16 protein-coding genes and 1 pseudogene are annotated in these 20375 nt (G+C 73.2%); 9 read left to right on the forward strand and 8 right to left on the reverse strand.

Going from position 1 to position 20375, the window contains the following annotated elements:
- Positions 1 to 182: 182 nt before the first annotated feature.
- From ACFWTC_RS29155 to ACFWTC_RS29175, 5 genes are all read left to right on the forward strand, one after another.
- Complete coding sequence (locus ACFWTC_RS29155; RefSeq protein WP_384028533.1) at positions 183 to 965, forward strand: SDR family oxidoreductase; 783 nt, start codon at positions 183 to 185, stop codon at positions 963 to 965.
- A 99-nt stretch (positions 966 to 1064) separates the two neighbouring features.
- Positions 1065 to 3656, forward strand: coding sequence for a bifunctional FO biosynthesis protein CofGH (locus ACFWTC_RS29160; RefSeq protein ID WP_383921691.1), 2592 nt, complete (start codon positions 1065 to 1067; stop codon positions 3654 to 3656).
- Positions 3657 to 3931: 275 nt separating this feature from the next.
- Positions 3932 to 4426 carry a PASTA domain-containing protein gene (locus tag ACFWTC_RS29165; protein ID WP_384028531.1) on the forward strand — a complete coding sequence of 165 codons (495 nt, stop codon included), beginning with the start codon at positions 3932 to 3934 and terminating at the stop codon, positions 4424 to 4426.
- Positions 4427 to 5161: 735 nt separating this feature from the next.
- Positions 5162 to 6283 carry an ADP-ribosylglycohydrolase family protein gene (locus tag ACFWTC_RS29170; RefSeq protein ID WP_384028551.1) on the forward strand — a complete coding sequence of 374 codons (1122 nt, stop codon included), beginning with the start codon at positions 5162 to 5164 and terminating at the stop codon, positions 6281 to 6283.
- 151 nt (positions 6284 to 6434) lie between these two features.
- Positions 6435 to 7295, forward strand: coding sequence for a TIGR03619 family F420-dependent LLM class oxidoreductase (locus ACFWTC_RS29175; protein ID WP_383921685.1), 861 nt, complete (start codon positions 6435 to 6437; stop codon positions 7293 to 7295).
- 78 nt (positions 7296 to 7373) lie between these two features.
- Here the strand turns inward: ACFWTC_RS29175 and ACFWTC_RS29180 are convergent, their stop codons facing one another.
- Positions 7374 to 7997, reverse strand: coding sequence for an ATP-binding protein (locus ACFWTC_RS29180; RefSeq protein WP_383921682.1), 624 nt, complete (start codon positions 7995 to 7997; stop codon positions 7374 to 7376).
- Between the two features lie 127 nt (positions 7998 to 8124).
- Here ACFWTC_RS29180 and ACFWTC_RS29185 point away from each other — a divergent pair, with 127 nt between their 5' ends.
- Both ACFWTC_RS29185 and ACFWTC_RS29190 read left to right on the forward strand, forming a co-directional pair.
- Positions 8125 to 8961 carry a Scr1 family TA system antitoxin-like transcriptional regulator gene (locus ACFWTC_RS29185; protein ID WP_383921680.1) on the forward strand — a complete coding sequence of 279 codons (837 nt, stop codon included), beginning with the start codon at positions 8125 to 8127 and terminating at the stop codon, positions 8959 to 8961.
- Complete coding sequence (locus ACFWTC_RS29190) at positions 8958 to 9149, forward strand: DUF397 domain-containing protein (RefSeq protein ID WP_384028529.1); 192 nt, start codon at positions 8958 to 8960, stop codon at positions 9147 to 9149. Before ACFWTC_RS29185 ends, ACFWTC_RS29190 begins: the two co-directional genes overlap by 4 nt.
- 4 nt (positions 9150 to 9153) lie before the next feature.
- Here the strand turns inward: ACFWTC_RS29190 and rph are convergent, their stop codons facing one another.
- Complete coding sequence (gene rph / locus ACFWTC_RS29195; protein WP_384028527.1) at positions 9154 to 11766, reverse strand: rifamycin-inactivating phosphotransferase; 2613 nt, start codon at positions 11764 to 11766, stop codon at positions 9154 to 9156.
- A 199-nt stretch (positions 11767 to 11965) separates the two neighbouring features.
- On the opposite strand from rph, the gene ACFWTC_RS29200 reads away from it, so the two are divergent.
- Positions 11966 to 12367: a VOC family protein gene (locus tag ACFWTC_RS29200; RefSeq protein WP_384028525.1), complete on the forward strand. Its 402-nt coding sequence runs from the start codon at positions 11966 to 11968 to the stop codon at positions 12365 to 12367.
- Positions 12368 to 12385: 18 nt separating this feature from the next.
- On the opposite strand, the pseudogene ACFWTC_RS29205 reads toward ACFWTC_RS29200, so the two are convergent.
- The 4 genes and pseudogenes from ACFWTC_RS29205 to ACFWTC_RS29220 all read right to left on the reverse strand — a co-directional run bounded on the left by ACFWTC_RS29205 (position 12386) and on the right by ACFWTC_RS29220 (position 15704).
- Positions 12386 to 12893, reverse strand: a pseudogene (locus ACFWTC_RS29205) (IS5 family transposase).
- Between the two features lie 401 nt (positions 12894 to 13294).
- Entirely contained in the window at positions 13295 to 13561 is a 267-nt protein-coding gene (locus ACFWTC_RS29210; RefSeq protein WP_384028523.1) for an excisionase family DNA-binding protein, read from the reverse strand.
- Between the two features lie 51 nt (positions 13562 to 13612).
- A complete protein-coding gene (locus ACFWTC_RS29215) occupies positions 13613 to 13969 on the reverse strand; it encodes a helix-turn-helix domain-containing protein (RefSeq protein WP_384028521.1) in 357 nt (118 codons plus the stop codon).
- Between the two features lie 175 nt (positions 13970 to 14144).
- Positions 14145 to 15704, reverse strand: coding sequence for an APC family permease (locus tag ACFWTC_RS29220; RefSeq protein WP_383921668.1), 1560 nt, complete (start codon positions 15702 to 15704; stop codon positions 14145 to 14147).
- Between the two features lie 272 nt (positions 15705 to 15976).
- On the opposite strand from ACFWTC_RS29220, the gene ACFWTC_RS29225 reads away from it, so the two are divergent.
- Complete coding sequence (locus ACFWTC_RS29225) at positions 15977 to 17068, forward strand: DNA alkylation repair protein (RefSeq protein WP_384028519.1); 1092 nt, start codon at positions 15977 to 15979, stop codon at positions 17066 to 17068.
- A gap of 68 nt (positions 17069 to 17136) precedes the next feature.
- Here ACFWTC_RS29225 and ACFWTC_RS29230 read toward each other — a convergent pair whose 3' ends face one another.
- The gene (locus ACFWTC_RS29230) at positions 17137 to 18618 is read right to left on the reverse strand and encodes an aldehyde dehydrogenase family protein (RefSeq protein WP_384028517.1); all 1482 of its coding nucleotides are present in this window, start codon (positions 18616 to 18618) and stop codon (positions 17137 to 17139) included.
- Positions 18615 to 20354: an amidohydrolase family protein gene (locus ACFWTC_RS29235; RefSeq protein WP_384028515.1), complete on the reverse strand. Its 1740-nt coding sequence runs from the start codon at positions 20352 to 20354 to the stop codon at positions 18615 to 18617. Before ACFWTC_RS29235 ends, ACFWTC_RS29230 begins: the two co-directional genes overlap by 4 nt.
- Between the last annotated feature and the right edge of the window lie 21 nt (positions 20355 to 20375).

Raw genomic sequence — 20375 nt, forward strand, 5'->3', positions numbered from 1 at the left:
GCCGGGGCCGCCGCCGGGGCCGTGGCCACCGCCGCCGCCGGGGCCGCCCGCCGGGGCCTGGGCAGGGACCGCCGCCGCCGGGGCCTGGCGGCCGCCCGCGGGGCGGCCCGGCCCCTTCACAAGCCCTGCCGCGCGCCGTAGCCTGACGCACCGTCAGATTGCTGCGTCGCGCGGAGGCCGTCATGCTGCTGCAAGGGAAGACCGTCATCGTCTCCGGCGTCGGGGCCGGACTCGGCCACCAGGTCGCCGCCGCCGTCGTACGGGACGGGGGCAACGCCGTGCTCGGGGCGCGGACCGAGGCGAACCTCGCCAAGTCCGCCGCCGAGATCGACCCCGAGGGCGCGCACACCGCGTACCTGCCGACCGACATCACCGACGAGGCCCGGTGCGAGGCCCTCGCCGCGCTCGCGCAGGAGCGGTTCGGCGGGGTGGACGCCGTCGTGCACGTCGCCGCATGGGACTCGTCCTTCGGGGGCCTCCAGGACGCCGACTTCGGAACCTGGCAGCAGATCCTCGACGTGAACCTGCTCGGCACCCTCCGCATGACCCGGGCCTGCCTGCCCGCCCTCAAGGCCGGCGGCGGCTCCGTCGTGATCATCGGTACGCAGTCCGCCGTCGCCGCCCCCAACGAGGTCCAGCAGGCCGCGTACGCCGCGTCCAAGGGGGCGCTGACCTCCGCCATGTACTCCATGGCCCGCGAGCTCGGCCCCCACCGCATCCGGGTCAACACCGTGCTCCCCGGCTGGATGTGGGGTCCGCCGGTCCAGGCGTTCGTCACGTTCACCGCGCACACCGAGGACGTGCCCGAGGCCGAGGTGCACGCCCGTCTCACCGAGCGGATGGCGCTGCCCGACCTCGCCACCGACAGGGACGTCGCCGACGCCGCCGTGTTCCTCGCCTCCGACCGGGCGCGGGCGATAACCGGCCAGTCACTGCTGGTCAACGCCGGTGAGCTGATGCGATGAACCGATCCGCGCACCGGCCGTGCGCCGGCCCGTGCGCCGGCCCGCGCACCGTCCGGCACACCATCCCGTGCACCTACCACCGGATCGTATGCTCACCGCATGACCACTCCGAGTGACGCTCCGACCGAAAACGCGATGCGCCGCGCGCTCCGGCGGGCCCGCGACGGCGTCGCGCTCGACGCGACCGAGGCGGCCGTACTCCTCCAGGCGCGCGGGGAGGCCCTCACGGACCTCTCCGCGTCCGCCGCACGAGTAAGAGACTCCGGGCTGGCCGCCGCCGGCCGGCCGGGCGTCATCACGTACTCGCGCAAGGTCTTCATCCCCCTCACCCGTCTCTGCCGCGACAAGTGCCACTACTGCACCTTCGTCACCGTCCCCGGCAAGCTCCGCCGGGCCGGGCACGGGATGTACCTGTCCCCCGACGAGGTCCTCGACATCGCCCGCCAGGGAGCGGCGATGGGCTGCAAGGAAGCCCTCTTCACCCTCGGCGACCGCCCCGAGGACCGCTGGCCCGAGGCCCGCGAGTGGCTCGACGCGCACGGCTACGACGACACCCTGGCCTACGTACGGGCCATGGCCATCCGGGTGCTGGAGGAGACGGGCCTGCTCCCCCACCTCAACCCCGGGGTCATGACCTGGTCCGACCTCCAGCGCCTCAAGCCCGTCGCCCCGTCGATGGGCATGATGCTGGAGACCACCGCGACCCGTCTGTGGTCCGAGCCCGGCGGCCCGCACCACGGCTCCCCCGACAAGGACCCGGCCGTGCGGCTGCGCGTCCTGGAGGACGCCGGCCGCTCGAACGTCCCGTTCACCACCGGCGTCCTCATCGGCATCGGGGAGACCTACGAGGAGCGCGCCGACGCCTTCTTCGAGCTGCGCCGCGTCCAGCGCAGCTACCACGGCGTCCAGGAGGTCATCGTCCAGAACTTCCGCGCCAAGCCGGACACCGCCATGCGCGGCATGCCGGACGCGGAGCTGGAGGAGCTGGCCGCCGCCATCGCCGTCGCCCGGCACATCCTGGGCCCGAGCGCCCGCATCCAGGCCCCGCCGAACCTGGTGGACGAGGAGTACGCCCTCCTCATCGGCGCCGGCATCGACGACTGGGGCGGGGTCTCGCCGCTGACCCCCGACCACGTCAATCCGGAGCGCCCCTGGCCGCACATCGAGGAGCTGGCCGCGCGGACCGCCGCCGCCGGCTTCGAGCTGCGCGAGCGCCTCACGATCTACCCGGAGTTCCTGGAGCGCGGCGAGCCGTGGCTGGACCCCCGGCTGCTGCCGCACGTACGGGCGCTGGCCGATCCGGCGACCGGGCTCGCCGACGAGGCCGCGACGGTGGAGGGCCGGCCGTGGCAGGAGCCGGACGAGGGGTTCGCCGCGTACGGGCGCACCGACCTGCACGCCACCATCGACACCGAGGGCCGCACCGGCGACCGGCGCGACGACTTCGACCACGTCTACGGCGACTGGGAGGCCCTGCGCGAGGCGGCGGCGCCCGGCATGGTCCCGGAGCGCATCGACACGGACGTACGGGCGGCGCTGGCGCAGGCCGCCGACGACCCGACGCGGCTGACCGACGCGCAGGCGCTGGCCCTGCTGCACGCGGACGGCCCGGCGCTGGACGCGCTGTGCCGGATCGCCGACGACCTGCGCAAGTCGGTCGTCGGCGACGACGTCACCTACATCGTCACGCGCAACATCAACTTCACCAACGTCTGCTACACCGGCTGCCGCTTCTGCGCCTTCGCGCAGCGCCGCACCGACGCCGACGCGTACACGCTCTCCCTGGACCAGGTCGCGGACCGCGCCGCGCAGGCGTGGGACGTGGGCGCGGTCGAGGTGTGCATGCAGGGCGGCATCCACCCGGACCTGCCGGGGACGGCGTACTTCGACATCGCGCGGGCGGTGAAGGAGCGGGTCCCGGGCATGCACGTGCACGCGTTCTCGCCGATGGAGGTCGTCAACGGCGCGACGCGCACGGGGATGCCGGTACGGGAGTGGCTGACGGCGGCCAAGGAGGCCGGGCTGGACTCCATCCCGGGTACGGCGGCGGAGATCCTGGACGACGAGGTGCGCTGGGTCCTGACCAAGGGCAAGCTGCCGACGGCGGACTGGATCAACGTGGTGTCCACGGCGCACGAGCTGGGCATCCGGTCCTCGTCGACCATGATGTACGGCCACGTCGACCAGCCGCGGCACTGGCTCGGCCACTTCCGCACGCTGGCGCGCATGCAGCAGGAGGCGCGGGCCAAGGGCGTCGAGGGGTTCACGGAGTTCGTGACGCTCCCGTTCATCCACACCAACGCGCCCGTGTACCTGGCGGGCATCGCGCGGCCCGGCCCGACGGCGCGGGACAACCGGGCGGTGACGGCGATGGCCCGGATCCTGCTGCACCCGCACATCACCAACATCCAGACGAGCTGGGTGAAGCTGGGCTCGGAGGGCGCGGCCGAGATGCTCCGGTCCGGGGCGAACGACCTCGGCGGGACCCTGATGGAGGAGACCATCTCCCGCATGGCGGGGTCGGGTTGGGGCTCGTACAAGTCGGTCAAGGACCTGATCGCCGTCGCGGAGGCCGCGGGCCGGCCCGCGAAGGCCCGTACGACGCTGTACGGCGAGGTCCCGCAGGAACGGCAGGACGCGGCGCGCGCCTCGGACGGGCACCTGCCGGCCCTGCTGCCCGTACTGGACTGACGGGGGCGGGCGCCCGTCCGGATGACCCCCGGTCGGGCCCCTGCTCCCCGGGTCAGCCGACGAGGAGGTCCCGGCGGAGGCTGCTTCAGCTCGCGGGAGTCGATGCCGAGCCCGTCCTTGAGGTACCGGTCGAAGGGGCCCGGGGCGGAGCCCCGGGAGGGAACCCCGGCGGGGGTGCGGCGCGGCTCCACCCGGCCCCCGCCCCCGCGCCCCCGTTTCGTCACGAACGCGTCACTCCCCGTACCCGGCGGCCCCGCCCCGGCCAGCATGGCCCGATGCACACACACCGCCGCACCGCCCGCCGGGGCACCACCGCTCTCCTCGCCGCCACCGCGCTGCTCGGCCTCGCCGCCTGCGCACCGGTCACGAGCGAACCGCAGCCGGACGGCCAGCCCGTGGCCTCCACACCCGCCACACCGCCCACGCCCGCACCGCCCGCACCGCCCACCCCCGCACCGCCCACGCCCACCCCGGCGGCGCCCACCGCACAGCGCACCACCCCGCCGCCGGCCGCCCCCGCACCGCCGCCCGCCCCGGCCACCGCCGCCGTGCCCAACTTCGTCGGGATGGTCCTCCAGTCCGCGCAGGACGGCGCCCAGGCCGCCGGCTTCTTCCTGATGACCTCGCACGACGCGCTCGGCAAGAACCGCCTCCAAGTCCTCGACCGGAACTGGCGGGTGTGCAGCCAGACCCCGGCCGCCGGCACGAAGACCGGCGCCGACACGAAGCTCGACTTCGGCACGGTGAAGGTCGAGGAGCGCTGCCCCTGAACCCCCGTCCGGAGCCGAACCGTCCGGTCCGAGCTGGGCATTCGCATTCCGGTCGTTGGCCGTGCGCCTCCGGGTCGCTTGCCGGACACCTTCCGGAATTGACCGAAGCTGTCCACTACAGTTCGGGTTCACCTGCGCGCGGGTGACGCGGGTGAACGGTTGCGTTGACGGGGCACGGTGGCGGGGGTGGACGAAGTGATGGATACGAGCCAGGTCCCTACGGGCGGCGGCAGCCCGGACGAGCGGGCGGCCGGAACCGGCCACGCTCCGGGTACGGGCGCCCCGGGCCCGCACCCCGCGCCGTCCCCCGTACCCCCCGTACCCCCGGCCCCGCCCGCGCCGGCGTCCGGCGCGATGCACGTCCTCGGTCCCGCCGTCCGGTCCGGGCTGGGCCCCGACTACACTCCCCCGGGACTCGACCTCGGCGCGGGCCCGCTCGCCGCGCACCCGCCGGTCCCGGACCTGCCCGGAGCGGCCGCCCGGGCCGGCACCCCCGGCCCGATCCTCCGCCCGATCCCCGGCCCCGGCACACCGACCGCCGGCCTACCCGCCGCCCCGATACCGGCCGCCGCCGACGCGGCACCCGGCCTGCCCCCGCAGAACCCGCAGAATCCCCAAACCCCGCAGAACCCCCAGGCCCCGCCCCCCGTCGCACCCCACCCGGCCGCCGCCCGCGCCCCGCAGGCCCCGCACCGCGGCCCGGACGCCGCCGCCGGGCGCACCTCCGGGCGCGGGATCATCACGGGGCTGTGGGGCCGCGCCGAGCAGCAGGACTTCCGCAGCCGGGTCCGCGGGACCCTCCTCGGCGCCGCGATCGGCGACGCCCTCGGCGCCCCCGTGGCCGGGCTCTCCCTCGACGGCATCCGCGAGGCCCACGGCCCGGCCGGCCTGCTCGCGCCCGCCCCCGCGCCCGCCTCCGCGCACGGGCGTCGCGGCACGGTCACCGCCCGCACCCAGCTCACCCTCTTCACGGTGGACGGCCTCGTACGCGCCCACGTGCGCCGCGACACCGGCGCCTGGCACCCGCCCACCGACGTCCACCGCGCCTACCTCCGCTGGGCCGCCACGCAGAGCGACTGGGGCCCGGACGAGCGCCGCAAGGACAACGGCTGGCTCGCGCAGGAGGAGTGGCTCTACGCCCGCCGCGGCCCCGACCGCGCCTGCCTGACCGGCTTCGCCGACGGCGTCCTCGCCACGCTGGAGCAGCCCAAGAACCCGACCGCCCGGACCGCGGCCGCCGCCACCCGCTCGGCCCCCTTCGGGCTGCTGGTCGGCTGGGAGCCCGCCCTCGTCCTCCAACTCGCCGTCGAGTGCGCCGCGCAGAGCCACGGCCACCCCACCGGCTACCTCGCGGCCGGGGCGTGCGCCGTCATCGTGCACGGCCTGACGCGCGGCGACTCCCTCGACTCCGCCGTCCAGCGCGCCCTCGGCCTGCTCGGCGCCCGCCCGGGGCACCAGCCCGTCACGGACGCCCTCCAGCGCGCCACGGCGGCCGTCACCCAGGGCCAGCCCGGCCCCGAGACCCTCACCGCCCTCGCCGGCGGCACCGACGACGCCGCGACCGCCCTCGCCGTCGCCGTCTACTGCGCCCTGGTCGCCGAGGACGTCCCGCACGGCCTGCGCCTCGCCGTGAACCACGGCGGCGACTCCGCCGCCACCGGCGCCCTGTGCGGGGCCCTCCTCGGCGCCCAGCACGGCGAGACGGCCCTCCCGGCCGCCTGGCTCACCGAGCTGGAGGGCCGCGCCACGATCCTGGAACTCGCCGACGACTTCTCCCTGGAGATGACCCAGGGCCCGTCCCTGCACGGCCCCGCCGGCTCGGCCCCCGGCTGGCTGGCCCGCTACCCCCGCGGCTGACCCCCGCGCGCCCGCCCGCCCGTACGCCCGCCCGTACGCACGACCGTGCCGTACTCGGCCATCGCGCGCGCCGCCCACCTGACACCCCCTCAACATTCGTGCCCCGAGCCCGTACCGTGGCCGTTCCCACGACTCGGAGGTGCCAGCGCCCATGCGGATCGCCACGACCGTCTTCCTCACCGACCGCACCATCTCGCCCGTCCGCCTCGCACGCAGCCTGGAGGAGCGCGGGTTCTCCGGGCTCTACCTCCCGGAGCACACCCACATCCCGTCCGCCCGGGACACCCCCGCGCCCATGGGCGGCGAGCTCCCCGAGATGTACGGGCGCACCCTCGACCCCTTCGTGGCCCTCGGCCAGGCCTCCGCCGTCACCGAGCGGCTCCACCTCGGCACCGGCATCACCCTGGTCGCCCAGCACGACCCGATCGGCCTCGCGAAGCAGGTGGCCACCCTCGACCACCTCTCCGGCGGCCGCGTCACCCTCGGCATCGGCTACGGCTGGAACGTCGAGGAGGCCGCCGACCACGGCGTCGAGTGGCGCACCCGCCGCGACCTGGTCCGGGACCGGATGGCCCTGATGCGTGCCCTGTGGGCGCCCGAACCCACGGCGTACGTCGGCGCGTTCTCCTCCGTCCGGGCCAGCGCCGCCCACCCCAAGCCGGTGCAGGCGCCACGCGAACTGGCCCCCGGCGTCCCCCTGTACGGCCCCCGGACCCTGATCGGCGGCCAGGCCGGCCCGAAGCTCTTCACCGCCATCGCCGACCACGCCGACGGCTGGCTCCCGATCGGCGGGGGCGGCCTCACCGAGTCGCTCCCGGTGCTGCGCCAGGTATGGGAGACCGCCGGGCGCGACCCGAAGACCCTCCAGGTGGTCCCGTACGCCGTCCAGCCGAGCCCCGGCAAGATGAGCCACTACGCCGACCTCGGCATCGAGGAGGTCGTCCTCCAGCTGCCCTCGGCGCCGGAGCCGGAGATCCTGCGCACCCTGGACGCGTTCGCCCAGTACCTCTGAACCCCTGACCCGTCCCGACGGCCCCGCGCCGCGCCGCGCGGGAAGAAATCCGTACGGCCGCCTGCTCGACGGGGTCGCCTACCTCGTCGGCGCCTCCGCCCCGTCCCCCCGGGCCGGATCGTGACCGCCGTCCGGCACGCGCTCCCGGCGGACATCCGCGCCCAGGTCGACGGGTACGTCCTCCAGGACGCCCAGTTGATCGTCCACGGGCGGTACGTGGCCCCCGACCATCCCGGCTACGAGGCCCCCCGCCGGCGGGACCTGCCCGGCTGACCGGCCCGCGAGCGGCAGTTCGGCCCAGACCGTCTTGCCGACCAGCCGGTCCACGACCCCCCAGCCGGCGGCGAGGGCGGCGACGATGCGCAGGCCGTGCCCCGACTCGGCCTGGTCGGTGTACGGCCCCACGGCGGGCCGCCGGTCGGCCCGCGCGTCGGACACCTCGATCCGCAGCACGGCGTCCAGGAGGACCAGCCGCAGCTCGAAGTCCCGCCCGGGAACCCGGCCGTGCAGGACGGCGTTGGCGGCCAGCTCCCCGATGAGCAGCCCGGCGTCGGCGGCGAGCGGGGCCGAGGGCGGGTACCCCCAGTCGTGCAGCTCGTGGAGGGCGAGCGTGCGCGCGAGGCGGGCACCGCGACGGGTGGCGCTGAAACGCTGAGTGAACAGACGTACGAGGGCCGCGGGCGGCCCGAAGGGTGCGGTCATGACGCCAACGTCCGGCCTTGAGCAGGGAGTTCCCAGCACACGAACCGCTACTCATTTTCTGTACGAGTCCACTCTCTGGACAGGCGCGGTCACCGATCGTGAGGATGGCCCCGGGAGGTGATCGCCCATGGCGAGTACCGATGAGAGCGTGCCCGGCGACACGGAGCCGGATCCGGACCTCAAGGAGTTCGGCGAGGTGGTGGCGGCCTCGCGCAAGCGAGCTGGCCTGACACAGGAGCAGTTGGCCCCGCTGGTGAAGTACTCCATCCAGTACATCGGTTCGGTCGAGCAAGGCCGACGTCATCCGTCGGCCGTCTTCATCACCAGGGCGGAGCAGCAGCTCAAGACCTTCGGCGTGATCGAGATCGCGGCGAAGCGGATGACGCGGAGGCGCGGGCTAGCGAGGTGGTTCCGCCGGTGGGCAGAGCTGGAGCAACAAGCGATCGCACTCGACACGTACGAGTGCAGGTCGGTTCCGGGACTGTTACAGACGGAGACCTACGCCCGGTCCCAGATCCGAGGCGTACCGCCGGTGGCCACCCCGGAGGACGCGGATGCGCGCGTAACCCGGCGGCTGGCCCGCCAGTCCGTCCTGGCCAAGACGCCGTTCGTTGCCTTCAGTTTCATCATCGAGCAGTCGGTGATTGAACGGCAGACGGGCGGACCAGAGGTGACGCGGGAGCTGATCGACCACCTGCTGGAGTGCGCGAGACTGCCGAACGTCGACCTCCAGATCATGCCGACGGTCTGTTCGGAGCATGCCGGCACCGATGGCCCCTTCTGCCTCCTGGAAACCGAGGAACACGAGTGGATGGGCTACACCGAAGGACCTCAGACGGGCCAGGTCATCTCAGACCCGAAAGCTGTCAGCGATCTTCACCAGCAATATGCCAAACTTCGCATCCAGGCCCTCAATCCCACGGACAGCGTGGGCCTGTTGATGCGAATGCGAGGTTCCCTGTGAACAGCTCCCCCATGCGGTGGTTCAAGAGCAGCTACAGCAGCAGCCAGGGCGACAACTGCGTCGAGGTCGCCGCCTGCGCCGACGCCGTCCACGTCCGGGACTCCAAGGTGACGGCGGGCCCCGAGCTGGCGGTGGCCCCCCGTACCTGGACCGCCTTCGTGAGCGGGGTCGCGTCCGGCAGGGGCTGACCGGTCAGGACAGGATCTCGATGTACCCGTCGGTTCCGTGCACGCGGATCCGCTGCCCGTCCCGGATCAGCCGGGTGGCCTGCTCCACGCCCACGACGGCCGGCAAGCCGTACTCCCGGGCGATCACCGCCCCGTGGGTCATCAGGCCGCCCACCTCCGTCACCAGGCCCGCGATGCCGACGAACAGCGGTGACCAGCTGGGGTCGGTGAAGGCCGTGACCAGGATGTCGCCCGCTTCGAGGTCGGCGTCCGCCATGTCGAGGACGACGCGGGCGCGTCCCTCGACGGTCCCGGCGGAGACCGGTACGCCGGTCAGGGCGCCCTCCGGCACGTCGTCGCGCCGGTACGCCCCGGTGACGGCCTCGCCGTCCGAGGTGAGCACCCGGGGCGGGGTGAGCGCGTGGTACGACCGGAACGCTTCCCTGCGCTCCCGGACGAGCCGCTCGTCCACCCGGTGCGAGCGCACGGCGTCGTGGAGTTCCTGGAACGTGAGGTAGAAGGCGTCCTCCCGCTCGGCGAGCACGCCGGCCCGCACGAGACGTTCGGCCTCCTCCAGCAAGGCCTTCTTGTAGACGAAAGTGCGGCTGACGATGCCGTACTTCGGGTACTCCCGGTACCCGATGAAGGTCCGGACGCGGTCGATCATCCGCTGGGTCTCGTCGGCCTTGCGGTCCCCGTCCGGCAGGGCCCGCAGGCGGGACAGCACGTCCTGTTCCTTCTGCTGGGCCTTCTGCCGGCCCTGCTCGAAGCGGCGCCGTGCGGCGCCCGGTCCGAAGTTCCTGACGTGGTCGAGGATCACGGGCACGAGCGTCGTGGGGCGCTCGCGCCAGCGCGGCCGCGTGATGTCGATCTCGCCGACGCAGCGCATGCCGTACCGGTCGAGGTAGCCCTCGATGGCGTCGCGCGCCTCGGTCCCGCCCTCGACCTTCGCCAGGCCGTCCAGGAAGGTGTCGTCCTCGACGCCCTGGAGGAACGCCACCGCCTCCGGGTGCCGGCGGACCACGTCCGCGACGTCGAGCAGCTCCAGTCCCATCTCGGAGGTGATGTTGTCGGGGGCGGACAGCGTGAGCGTGTCGGCCGCGTTCTTCTCGCCCAGCCACTCCCGCAGCGTGTCGTTGAGCCACCAGGTGGCCTCCATCCCCGCCATGATCGCCTGGAGGTTCAGCGGGTCGGAAAGGACCCGCTTGTGCTCCTCGAAGGCCTCCAGCAGGAAGTCGAACAGCGCCGGTCCGCTCTTCGTCCGGATGTCGCGCTCCAGGGCGGCGACGGACGTACGGCTGCGCTCGATCAGCGCGGTGACGACGGCCGGATCCGTGGTGAGAGGCGCGGGCGGGGCGGGCGGGGCGGCGGCCGGGGGCCCGTCGGGGCCCGCGTCCGGGGGCGACGGGACGAAGCCGTCGCGGTCGAGGACGGTCTCCAGGGCGTCCCTGACCAGCGGGTCGGCCTTCCCCATGGCGTCCAGGAAACCGGCGCGGGCGACGGGCGAGGCGAGGCGCGCGGTGACGTCGACGAACAGCCTCCCGCCGGCCTCCTGCATCGGCACCATGGCCGTCAGCTGCCACATGGAGAGCCCCAGGGGCCTCATGGGGTCGGTCATCATCTGCCCGTGGCCCACGGAGACGTAGACGCGGTTCCCGTGGTCGCCGGTCTCGGGCACGGGCACGGGGAACAGTGTGGTGATCGGCCGGCTCTGGACGATCTGGAAGCCGTCGTCGGCCAGGCACCATTCGATGTCCTGCGGGCGGCCGAAGTGCGCTTCGATCCGCCGCCCGAGCTCCACGAGCCGTACGGCCTGCGCATCCGTCAGCGCCGGCTCCTCCTGCCTCCCCGCGTCGACCGCCACCTCCCGCGTACCGCCGTCCGGCAGGGCGTGAACGGCACGCTGTTTGGCGGCGATCGCCCTGGCGACGACCTCGCCGCCGCGCACCGTGAAGACGTCCGGATTCACCAGGCCGGAGACGAGGGCCTCGCCGAGGCCGAAGCCGGCGTCCACGGTGGCGAGCTTCCGGTTGCCGGTGACGGGGTCGGCCGTGAACAGGATGCCGGCCGCGTCCGGGAAGACCATCTCCTGGACGATGACGGCCATGTGGACCGTACGGTCGTCGATGCCGTTGCGCCGCCGGTAGACCACGGCCCGCTCGGTGAACAGCGAGGCCCAGCAGCGGCTGACGTGCCGGAGGACCTCCGCCGGCCCCACGACGTTCAGGTACGTGTCCTGCTGGCCGGCGAACGAGGCCGTGGGCAGGTCCTCCGCCGTCGCGCTGGAGCGGACGGCGCAGGCGGTCCGGTCGCCGAGGCGGGCGAGCGCGCCGGTGATCGCCGCCGCGAGGCCGTCCGGGACGGGGATCGCCTCGACGGTCCGGCGGAGCTGCGCGCTGAGCGTGCGGACGGCCTCCCGGTCGTCCGGGACCACGCGCGACAGCCGGTCGAGCAGGCCGTCGACCGACGGCGCCCCCTCCAGGACCCGCCGGAAGGCGTCCGTCGTCACGCAGAAGCCGCCCGGCACGCGGACGCCCTCGATCCGCGTGAGCCCGCCCAGGTGCGCGCCCTTGCCGCCGACGAGCGCGACCTGTGTCGCGTCGACCTCGTGCAGGTCCAGCACGTACTGCTCAAGCATGGTGAAGCCCCGTTTTCCGCAGGTGGTGGCACAGGCCGATGATTCTGCGCCAGGGCCCGGGCCTTGCGGCAAGCCCCCCGACGGGCTATAAGTTGAACGTGGCAAGGAGAGGGCTTCTCCTTGCCTTTGTCGTTTCCCGCGCCTTCGCCGGACTTTCCGCGACTGCCGCGACGCGGGGGCCCGCGCCTACGCTGCCCCCATGATCATCAATGCCGGTACCCACATCCGCGTCGCCCGCCCGTCCCTCGACCTGGACGCCGCCGAGCGGTTCTACGTGCACGGGCTCGGGCTCGACGTGCAGTGGCGCAGCACCGACAGCGGCCCCGGGGAGCACGACCTGCTGATGGCGGGTCCGGCCGGGGGCGGGTGGCACTTCGAGCTGACCCGGGACGCGGAGAACCCGGTGGCGCCCGCGCCCACCGTGGACGACCTGTTCGTGGTGTACCTCGGCGAGGTGCCCGACGAGGCCCTCGTCCGGCGGCTCGTGGAGCACGGCGGGACCCGCGTCGCCTCCCACAACCCGTACTGGGACGAGCACGGGGTCACGGTCGCCGACCCCGACGGCTACCGCCTCGTACTGTGCTCCCGCACCTGGGGCTAGGGCCTGCCTGACAAGTGATCATGTGGCTGGTTCGCGGAGCCAGAGGATCGGCGAGGCCAGGACGACGCCGGCGCGGTAGCGGTCAGCGAGCTTGTCGAACCTGATCGCGAACGCGCGGAACTCCTTGAGGCGTGCGAAGCATCGTTCGACCACGTTGCGGTCGCGGTAGACCTCCTTGCCGAAGGCGGGTGCCCCCGGCGGCGTGCTGGTGGGCCCGGTTGACCGTGGAGTCGACGGCGACGGTCCACTCCACCCGGCCCACCGCGTCGTCACGAACCTGCACATGCTCCAACAGCCTTGCCCACGTGCCATCCGCTTCCCAGCGGGCGAACCGATCGTAGACGGTCTGCCACGGCCCATACCGCCCCGGCAGGTCACACCACGGAGCCCCGGTCCGCAACCGCCACAGCACACCATTGACCACCTGCCGATGATCACGCCACGGCCGACCACGCCCGTCCACCTGCGGCAACAAGGGCTCTATCCGCTCCCACGCCGCGTCCGTCAACTCACCTCGACCTGCCACAAGATCAATTATCAGACAAGTCTTAGGGCGGTCAGCCGACCTTGGGGGCCTTCGGGAGGCCCCCCGCGAGGGCGCCGGCGAGGGAGCTGTCCATGGCACCCGTGGCGGAACCGGCCGCGGAGCCGGTGACCTCGACGGCCGTCTTCGTGTCCTGGATCGCCTGTCCGGGGTGGTCGACGATGTCGGTGACGCGCTGCGTGATCGGCGGCCCCTGGACGGCGGGCTCGTCGGCGGCGTGGGCGGCGACGGGGGGTGAGGGCGAGGGCGGCGCCGCCGGTGAGGACCAGGGCGGACAGGGTGCGCTTCATGGCGTTCATGCCCCGCCCAACGACCCGCCCGCTCCCCGGGTCACCGGTCGGCCCCGCATTCCGCGAACGGCCCACACCGGCCCCGGCCGCGCCCTAAGTACGGCAGCCCGGCCTCTTCCGCAGCTTCGGCGATGCGTCGGCGATGCGTCGGCGTCCTTCCCTTCGGCGGTTGCGCCGCTCCGGGAAGGCAAGGACGTCCGCGAGCCGTACGAGGCGACGGCGACTGCCCGGCGGACGGTCCGACGGGATGTCGCCCGAGTCCAGCAGGCGAACCGTGAACGGCCGGGACAGACCCAGCACCTCCGCCGCCTCGGCCGGCGTCAGACGCGTTGCCTCCGCGAGCACGCGCGTACGCGGCATCGCGCCCTCCTCTCACCAGCGCGCCATCGCAGCACGGCGGCGCGGGAACGGTCAGCCCAGTACGTACTGTTCGTCCCCGAACTCGGCAACGATCTTCAGCTTGCCGCCGAGGGCGCGGACGTAGGCGGCCAGCGTTTCGACCTCGCTGCGCTCCAGTTCGCCGTTCTCGATCCGGGAGACGGGCGCTTGGGTGACTCCCATGGCTTCGGCCACCTGTACCTGGGTCGTGTGCTGTCGCTTGCGGACCTCCGCCAGGCGGTGGGCGCGGACCGCCGCGATCATCTCCGCCGCACCGCGGTCGATCTCGGCCTGCTCGGCGGGGGAGAACTCGAACTCCTCGACGAGGTCGTCCCAGCGGGCTGCGGCCTTGGCTCGGCCGCCCGGCGCCGGGCCCTGGTGCTGGCTCACGGTGTGCCCTTCTGCTCGGCGACGGGGATCGCCCTGCGATACCAACCCTGCCACTCGCCGACCGTGCCCCGCAGCCGAAGGGGCCCGCAACGGCCGCGGCCCCGGATCGGGGTTCGATCCGGGGCCGGGGGGGGTGGCCCGGGGGCGACTCAGCCGTGGGGCGGGGCGGGTGGGGTCAGTTCTCGACCACCAGGGCCGGGGTGGACTTCGTCAGGACCTCGCCGCGGAAGAAGGCCGGGCTGCGGCGTTCGGTGACGAACATGACGACCAGGCCGAGGGCCAGCAGGCCGACGCCGATGACGAAGACGCTGCCGACGCCGAGCACCGTGGAGCCGGATCCGTAGGACGGGTCCCACATGTCGATCAGGGTCTTGCAGAAGACCGCCGCGAGCAGCAGGCCGCCGAGGACCGGGAAGACGCCCTTGAAGAACAGGTCGCGCGCCGAGCGGCGCAGTTCGCCGCGGAAGTACCAGGCGCAGGCGAAGGCGGTCAGCGAGTAGTAGAAGCAGATCATCAGGCCGAGCGCGAAGATCGTGTCGGTGAGGACGTTCTCGCTGAGCAGGGTCATCACGGTGTAGAAGGCGCCGGTCGCGACGCCCGCCATCACGGTGGCGCGGCCCGGGGTCTTGAACTTCGGGTGGACCTTGGCGTACGAGGGCGGCAGGGCCTCGTACGCCGACATGGCGAGGACCGTGCGGGCCACCGGGATGAAGGTGGTCTGGAGGGACGCGGTGGCGGAGGCCAGGACCGCGACGAAGAGCAGGATGCCGAGCATCGGGCCCATGACCGGGCCGGCGAGGGCGGCGAAGACGTTGTCGGAGGTCTCCGGGTTGGCGAGGCCGAGGCCCGTGGCGCCGGAGCCGACTGCCATCTGGGCGGCGATGCCGGTGGCCAGGTAGGAGCCGACGAGGACGATCATGGCGATGAGCGAGGCGCGGCCGGGGGTCTTCGTGGACCCGGTGGTCTCCTCGTTGGTCGCCAGGCAGGCGTCCCAGCCCCAGTACATGAAGATCGAGAGCGAGAGTCCGGCGGTGAAGGCCGCCATGGACTCGACCGCGAAGGGGTTCATCCAGGACCAGGAGAAGTCCAGGCCGGTGTCGAAGCTGCCGGCGGAGGCCTTCTGGAAGGCCATCGCGACGAAGAGGGCGAGGACCACGAGCTGGAGGCCGACGAGGGCGTACTGGACGCCCTTGGTGGCGGTCATGCCGCGGTAGCTGATGGCGGTCGCGACGGCGATCAGGGTGAGGCAGGTGGCGATGTGGACGAACTTGTTGTCGTCCAGGGCGGCGATCGACCCGTTGCCGGTGATCTCGCCCGCCAGGAGCCAGAAGTAGGAGGTGGCGACGCCGGCCAGGTTGGAGAGCACGATGATCGTGGCGATCACCAGGCCCCAGCCGCACATCCAGCCGATCCGCGGGCCGAAGGCCTTGACGGTCCAGGTGAAGGAGGTGCCGCAGTCCGGCATCGCCTTGTTGAGCTCGCGGTAGGCGAATGCGACCAAGAGCATCGGGAGGAACCCGGCGAGGAAGACCGCCGGCATCTGGACGCCGACCTCGCCCGCGGTCGAGCCGAGGGTCGAGGTCAGGCAATAGACGGGGGCGACCGTGGAGATGCCGATGACGGCACTTCCCACCAGTCCGACGGACCCCTTGCCGAGGCCCTTACCGCGAACATCGCCCTCGGCGACGCCGCTTACCGTGTCTCCGACCTGAGGCCGGACGTCCAGCTGAGTCATGGGTCAGGACGTTAGAGGGTGCGGTTTCCTCATACGGAGGGCTTAAGTCCGATACTTCACAGGGCTAAAATCCTTGGAATCCCGAGGCCGAATGTGTTCACACTCCCGCAATACAAGGTTCACTTAGGCATCCATTCACGGTTCGGAAGGCCTGAGACCAAAGCTTCCGGCATACGGAAACCGCAGGCGTGTCCGTTTTGCACCATTCAAAAGTTTCCCGTGCCAATTTCAAGGGCCCCCGAAACCCGGGCCCTGTCCGCCAGACTGGCCCCATGCCCACAGCCGACGAGCTTCTCAGCGCGGATACCGTCAGTAACCTGGCCCGGTTGCTCGCCCGCGCGGCCCGCAGACCCGACTCCCCGGCGCTTCGCGCCCGCGCCGCGACCCTCGGCGGCCTCGCCTTCAGCGGACGCGTCGCCGCCGTCCGCGACGCCGTCCTCGCCGACCTCCCGGAGGACTGGCCCGCCTTCGAGGCCGTCCTGCGCACCGCCCTGGAGGACCCCGGCTTCACCGGCTGGATGACGTTCCCCGTGAACGAGGCCGTCGGCGTCCGCGGGCTCGCGGCCTTCGAGCCGGGCCTGGCGCTCCTGCGCGACCTCACGCCCCGGCTGACCGCCGAATCCGCCGTACGCCCCTTCCTGCGCGCCGATCCCGCCCGCGCCCTCGCCGTGGTCGAGGGCTGGACCGGGGACCCCGACCCGCACGTGCGGCGCCTGGTCAGCGAGGGCACCCGGCCGCGCCTGCCGTGGGCGCCGCAGCTGCCCGCGTTCATCGCCGACCCCCGGCCGGCCGTGCCCCTGCTCGACGCCCTGCACCGCGACGGGTCCGAGTACGTCCGCCGCTCCGTGGCCAACCACCTCAACGACATCAGCCGCGACCACCCCGCGCTCGCCGTGGAGATCGCCGCGAAGTGGCGCACGGACCCCGCCCCCACGACGGATCGCGTCGTCCGGCACGGACTGCGCACCCTGATCAAGGCCGGCCGGCCCGACGCGCTCACCCTGCTCGGCCACTCCCCCGACGTCGAGGTCACGGTGACCGGCCCCGTCGTCACCACCCCGCACGTCGTCGTCGGGGAGTACCTGGTCTTCGACTACGCGGTCACCCACACCGGCGCGCTCCCCGCCGGACTGGTCGTCGACTACGTGGTCCAGCACGTCAAGGCCAACGGCGCCCGCACCCCGAAGGTCTTCAAGCTCACGACCCGCAGCATGGCCCCCGGCGAGACCCTCACCGGCACCAAGCGGCACTCCTTCAAACCGATCACCACCCGCCGCTACCACTCCGGCGAGCACCTGGTGCAGCTCCAGGTCAACGGCCGGGTGCGGGGCGAGGCCGCCTTCACCCTCGACGCCACCCCCTGAGCCCGCCCCGTGCACCCGTACCCCCGCCCCCCGGCGGGGCGGGGGACGGGGCACCGGCCGGCCCGGGGTCAGCCCGTCCAGACGATCGACTGCACCTCGCTGTACGCGTGCAGGGCGTACGACCCGACGTCCCGGCCCACGCCGGACCGCTTGAAGCCCCCGAACGGCGCCTCCATGTTCCGGCCGACGGTGTTCACGCCCACGCCGCCCGCCCGCAGCCGCCGCGCCACGCGGAACGCGCGCGCCGAGTCCCCGGACCAGACGTAGCTGATCAGGCCGTAGTCGCTGTCGTTGGCCAGCGCCACGGCCTCGTCCTCGCCGCCGTCGAAGGGGACGACCACGACCACCGGGCCGAAGATCTCCTCCCGGACCACCCGCATGTCGTTGGTGCAGTCCACCAGCAGGGTCGGCGCCACGTAGAAGCCGCGGCCGCCGCCCACCACCGGGCGTTCACCGCCGTACGCGATCCGCGCGCCCTCCTTGCGCCCCAGCTCGACGTACGACTCCACGCGGTCGCGGTGCGCCGCCGAGATCACCGGGCCCACCACCGTGCCGCGTTCCGCCGGGTCCCCCACCTGCATGAAGGCCAGGTAGCCGGTGAGCTTCTCGACCAGCCGGTCGTAGACCGACCGGTGCGCGATCACCCGGGTCGGGGCCGTGCAGATCTGCCCCGAGTAGAAGGCGAACGTCGTCCCGATCCCCATCACGGCCGCGTCCAGGTCGGCGTCCTCCAGGACGATCGCCGCGCCCTTGCCGCCGAGCTCCATCAGCTGCCGCTTCATCGTCCGGCCGCACACCTCGGCGATGCGCTGGCCGACGCCCGTGGAGCCGGTGAAGGACACCATGTCGACCTGGGGCGAGTCCACGGCCGCCTCACCCACCTCGACCGAGGTGCCCGAGACCACGTTCACCACGCCCGCCGGGACCCCGGCCTCGTCGAGCGCCTGCGCCATCCGGAACACCGACAGCGGGTCCTGCGGGGCGGGCTTGACCACCACCGTGTTGCCCATGGCCAGGGCCGGGGCCACCTTGCCCGCCGGGTTCGCCCACGGGTTGTTGTACGAGGTGATGCAGGTGACCACGCCGACCGGCTGGCGCACCTCCAGCGCGCCCAGCATGCTCGCCCGCCCCATCGGTCCGGCGTCCGTCACCTGCGGGGGCAGGCCCCGCTCGACCGGTTCCAGGGCGCCCTTCGCGTACCGCCGGAAGCGGGCGACCCCGACGCCGACCTGCATGCCGCGGGCGATCCCGGTCGGCGCGCCCGTCTCCGCCCGGGCGAGCTCGGACCAGGGCTCGTACTCCCGCTGGATGATGTCGGCGGCCCGGTCCAGGATCGCCGCCCGCTCCTCGGGCGCCGTGCGGGACCAGGACGCGAACGCGTCGGCCGCGGCCCGCGCCGCCTCCTCGACCTGGCCGCGGGAGGCCTCGGGCGCGAGCCCGACCACCGACTCGTCGGCCGGGTTGACCACCTCGTAGTGGCCGCCGTCGGGCTCCACCCAGGCGCCGCCGATGTAGAGCCGCTGGGGGCCGCCGGGCTGCTGCGCGCTCAACGGGTGCTCACCGTCCTCGTGTCCCGGCCCGAGCGGAGCACGATCCCGGGGATCGCGCCCGTCACCTCGTCGTCGCGGATGGTCTCCACCCCGTTGACCCGTACGGACACGATGCCGATGGCCCGCGCGTCCAGGCGCGGGCTGTCGCCCGGCAGGTCGTGGACGAGCGTCGCCGGGCCGGCCTCGATCCGCTCCGGGTCGAAGAGGACCAGGTCGGCGTGGTACCCCTCGGCGATCCGGCCGCGCTCGCGCAGCCCGAACAGCTGCGCCGGGTCGTCCGTCAGCATCTTCACCGCCTGCTCCAGCGGGACGAGCCGGCGCCCGCGCAGGCAGTCGCCGAGGAAGCGGGTGGTGTACGGGGCCCCGCACATGCGGTCCAGGTGCGCGCCCGCGTCGGACCCGCCGAGCATGACGTCCTCGTGCTGCCAGGTCTCCCGGCGCAGGGCCCAGCTGGCGGGGTCGTTGTCGGTGGGCATCGGCCACAGGACGGTGCGCAGGTCGTCGTTGGCGCATATCTCGACCAGGCAGTGGAAGGCGTCCTGGCCGCGCTCGGCGGCGATGTCGTCGACGACCCGGCCGGAGAGGCCCTCGTTCTCCTTGCTGTACGTGTCGCCGATGACGTACCGCCCGAAGCGGGCGAGGCGGCGGAAGACGCCGGCCTCCTTGCTGTCGGCGCGGCGCAGCATCCGCGCCCGGACGTCGGCGTCGCGGAGCTTCTCGATCCGTTCGGGGACGGGCAGGGAGAGGATCTCGCCCCAGCCGGGAATGAGGTTGAGCGCGCAGAAGGTGCCGAGCGACATGTTCATGGGGGTGAGGATCGGCATGGTGAGCGCGACGATCCGGCCGCCGGCCTTGCGGGCCCGCTCGCTGGGGATCAGCTGGCGCGGGACGCGCTCGGGGACGGAGGCGTCGATGGTGAGGACGTTCCAGTTCAGGGGCCGGCCGGCGGCCGCGCTCATGTCGACGAAGAGGTCGATCTCGTCGTCGGAGAACTGGTCGAGGCAGCCCGCGACGATGGCTTCGAGCTGGGTGCCCTCGTGTTCGGAGACGGCCCGGGACAGGGCGAGGAGCTCCTCCGGCTTCGCGTGCCGGGAGGCGACCGGGGAGCCTGCGCCGTCGGAGTGGGTGGAGGACTGGGTGGTCGACAGGCCCCACGCGCCGGCGTCCATGGCGTCGTGGAAGAGGGCGAGCATCTCGTCCAGCTGCTCGGGGGTGGGCTGTCCGCCGACGGCCGCCTCGCCCATCACGTGGCGGCGCAGGGCGCAGTGGCCGACCATGAAGCCGGCGTTCACGGCGATGCGGCCGTCGAGGGCGTCGAGGTACTCGCCGAAGGTGGACCAGGTCCAGTCGACGCCCTCTTCGAGGGCCTTGAGGGCCATCCCCTCGACCTTGCTCATCATGCGGCGGGTGTAGTCGGCGTCCTCGGGGCGGTCCGGGTGCAGGGGCGCCAGGGTGAAGCCGCAGTTGCCTCCGGCGACGGTGGTGACGCCGTGGTTCATGGAGGGGGTGGCGTACGGGTCCCAGAACAGCTGGGCGTCGTAGTGCGTGTGGGGGTCGACGAAGCCGGGCGTCAGGACGAGGCCCGTGGCGTCCTCGCCGGTACGGGCCTCTTCGGTGACGGTGCCGGGGTCGCCGACGGCGACGATCCGGCCGTCCCGGATGCCGACGTCGGCGACGCGCGCGGGTGCGCCGGTCCCGTCGACGACGGTCGCGCCCTTGATCAGGTGGTCGAGCATGACGTCCCTTCTGCCGGATTT

Source organism: Streptomyces sp. NPDC058619, assembly GCF_042717785.1.
Taxonomy (GTDB): domain Bacteria; phylum Actinomycetota; class Actinomycetes; order Streptomycetales; family Streptomycetaceae; genus Streptomyces.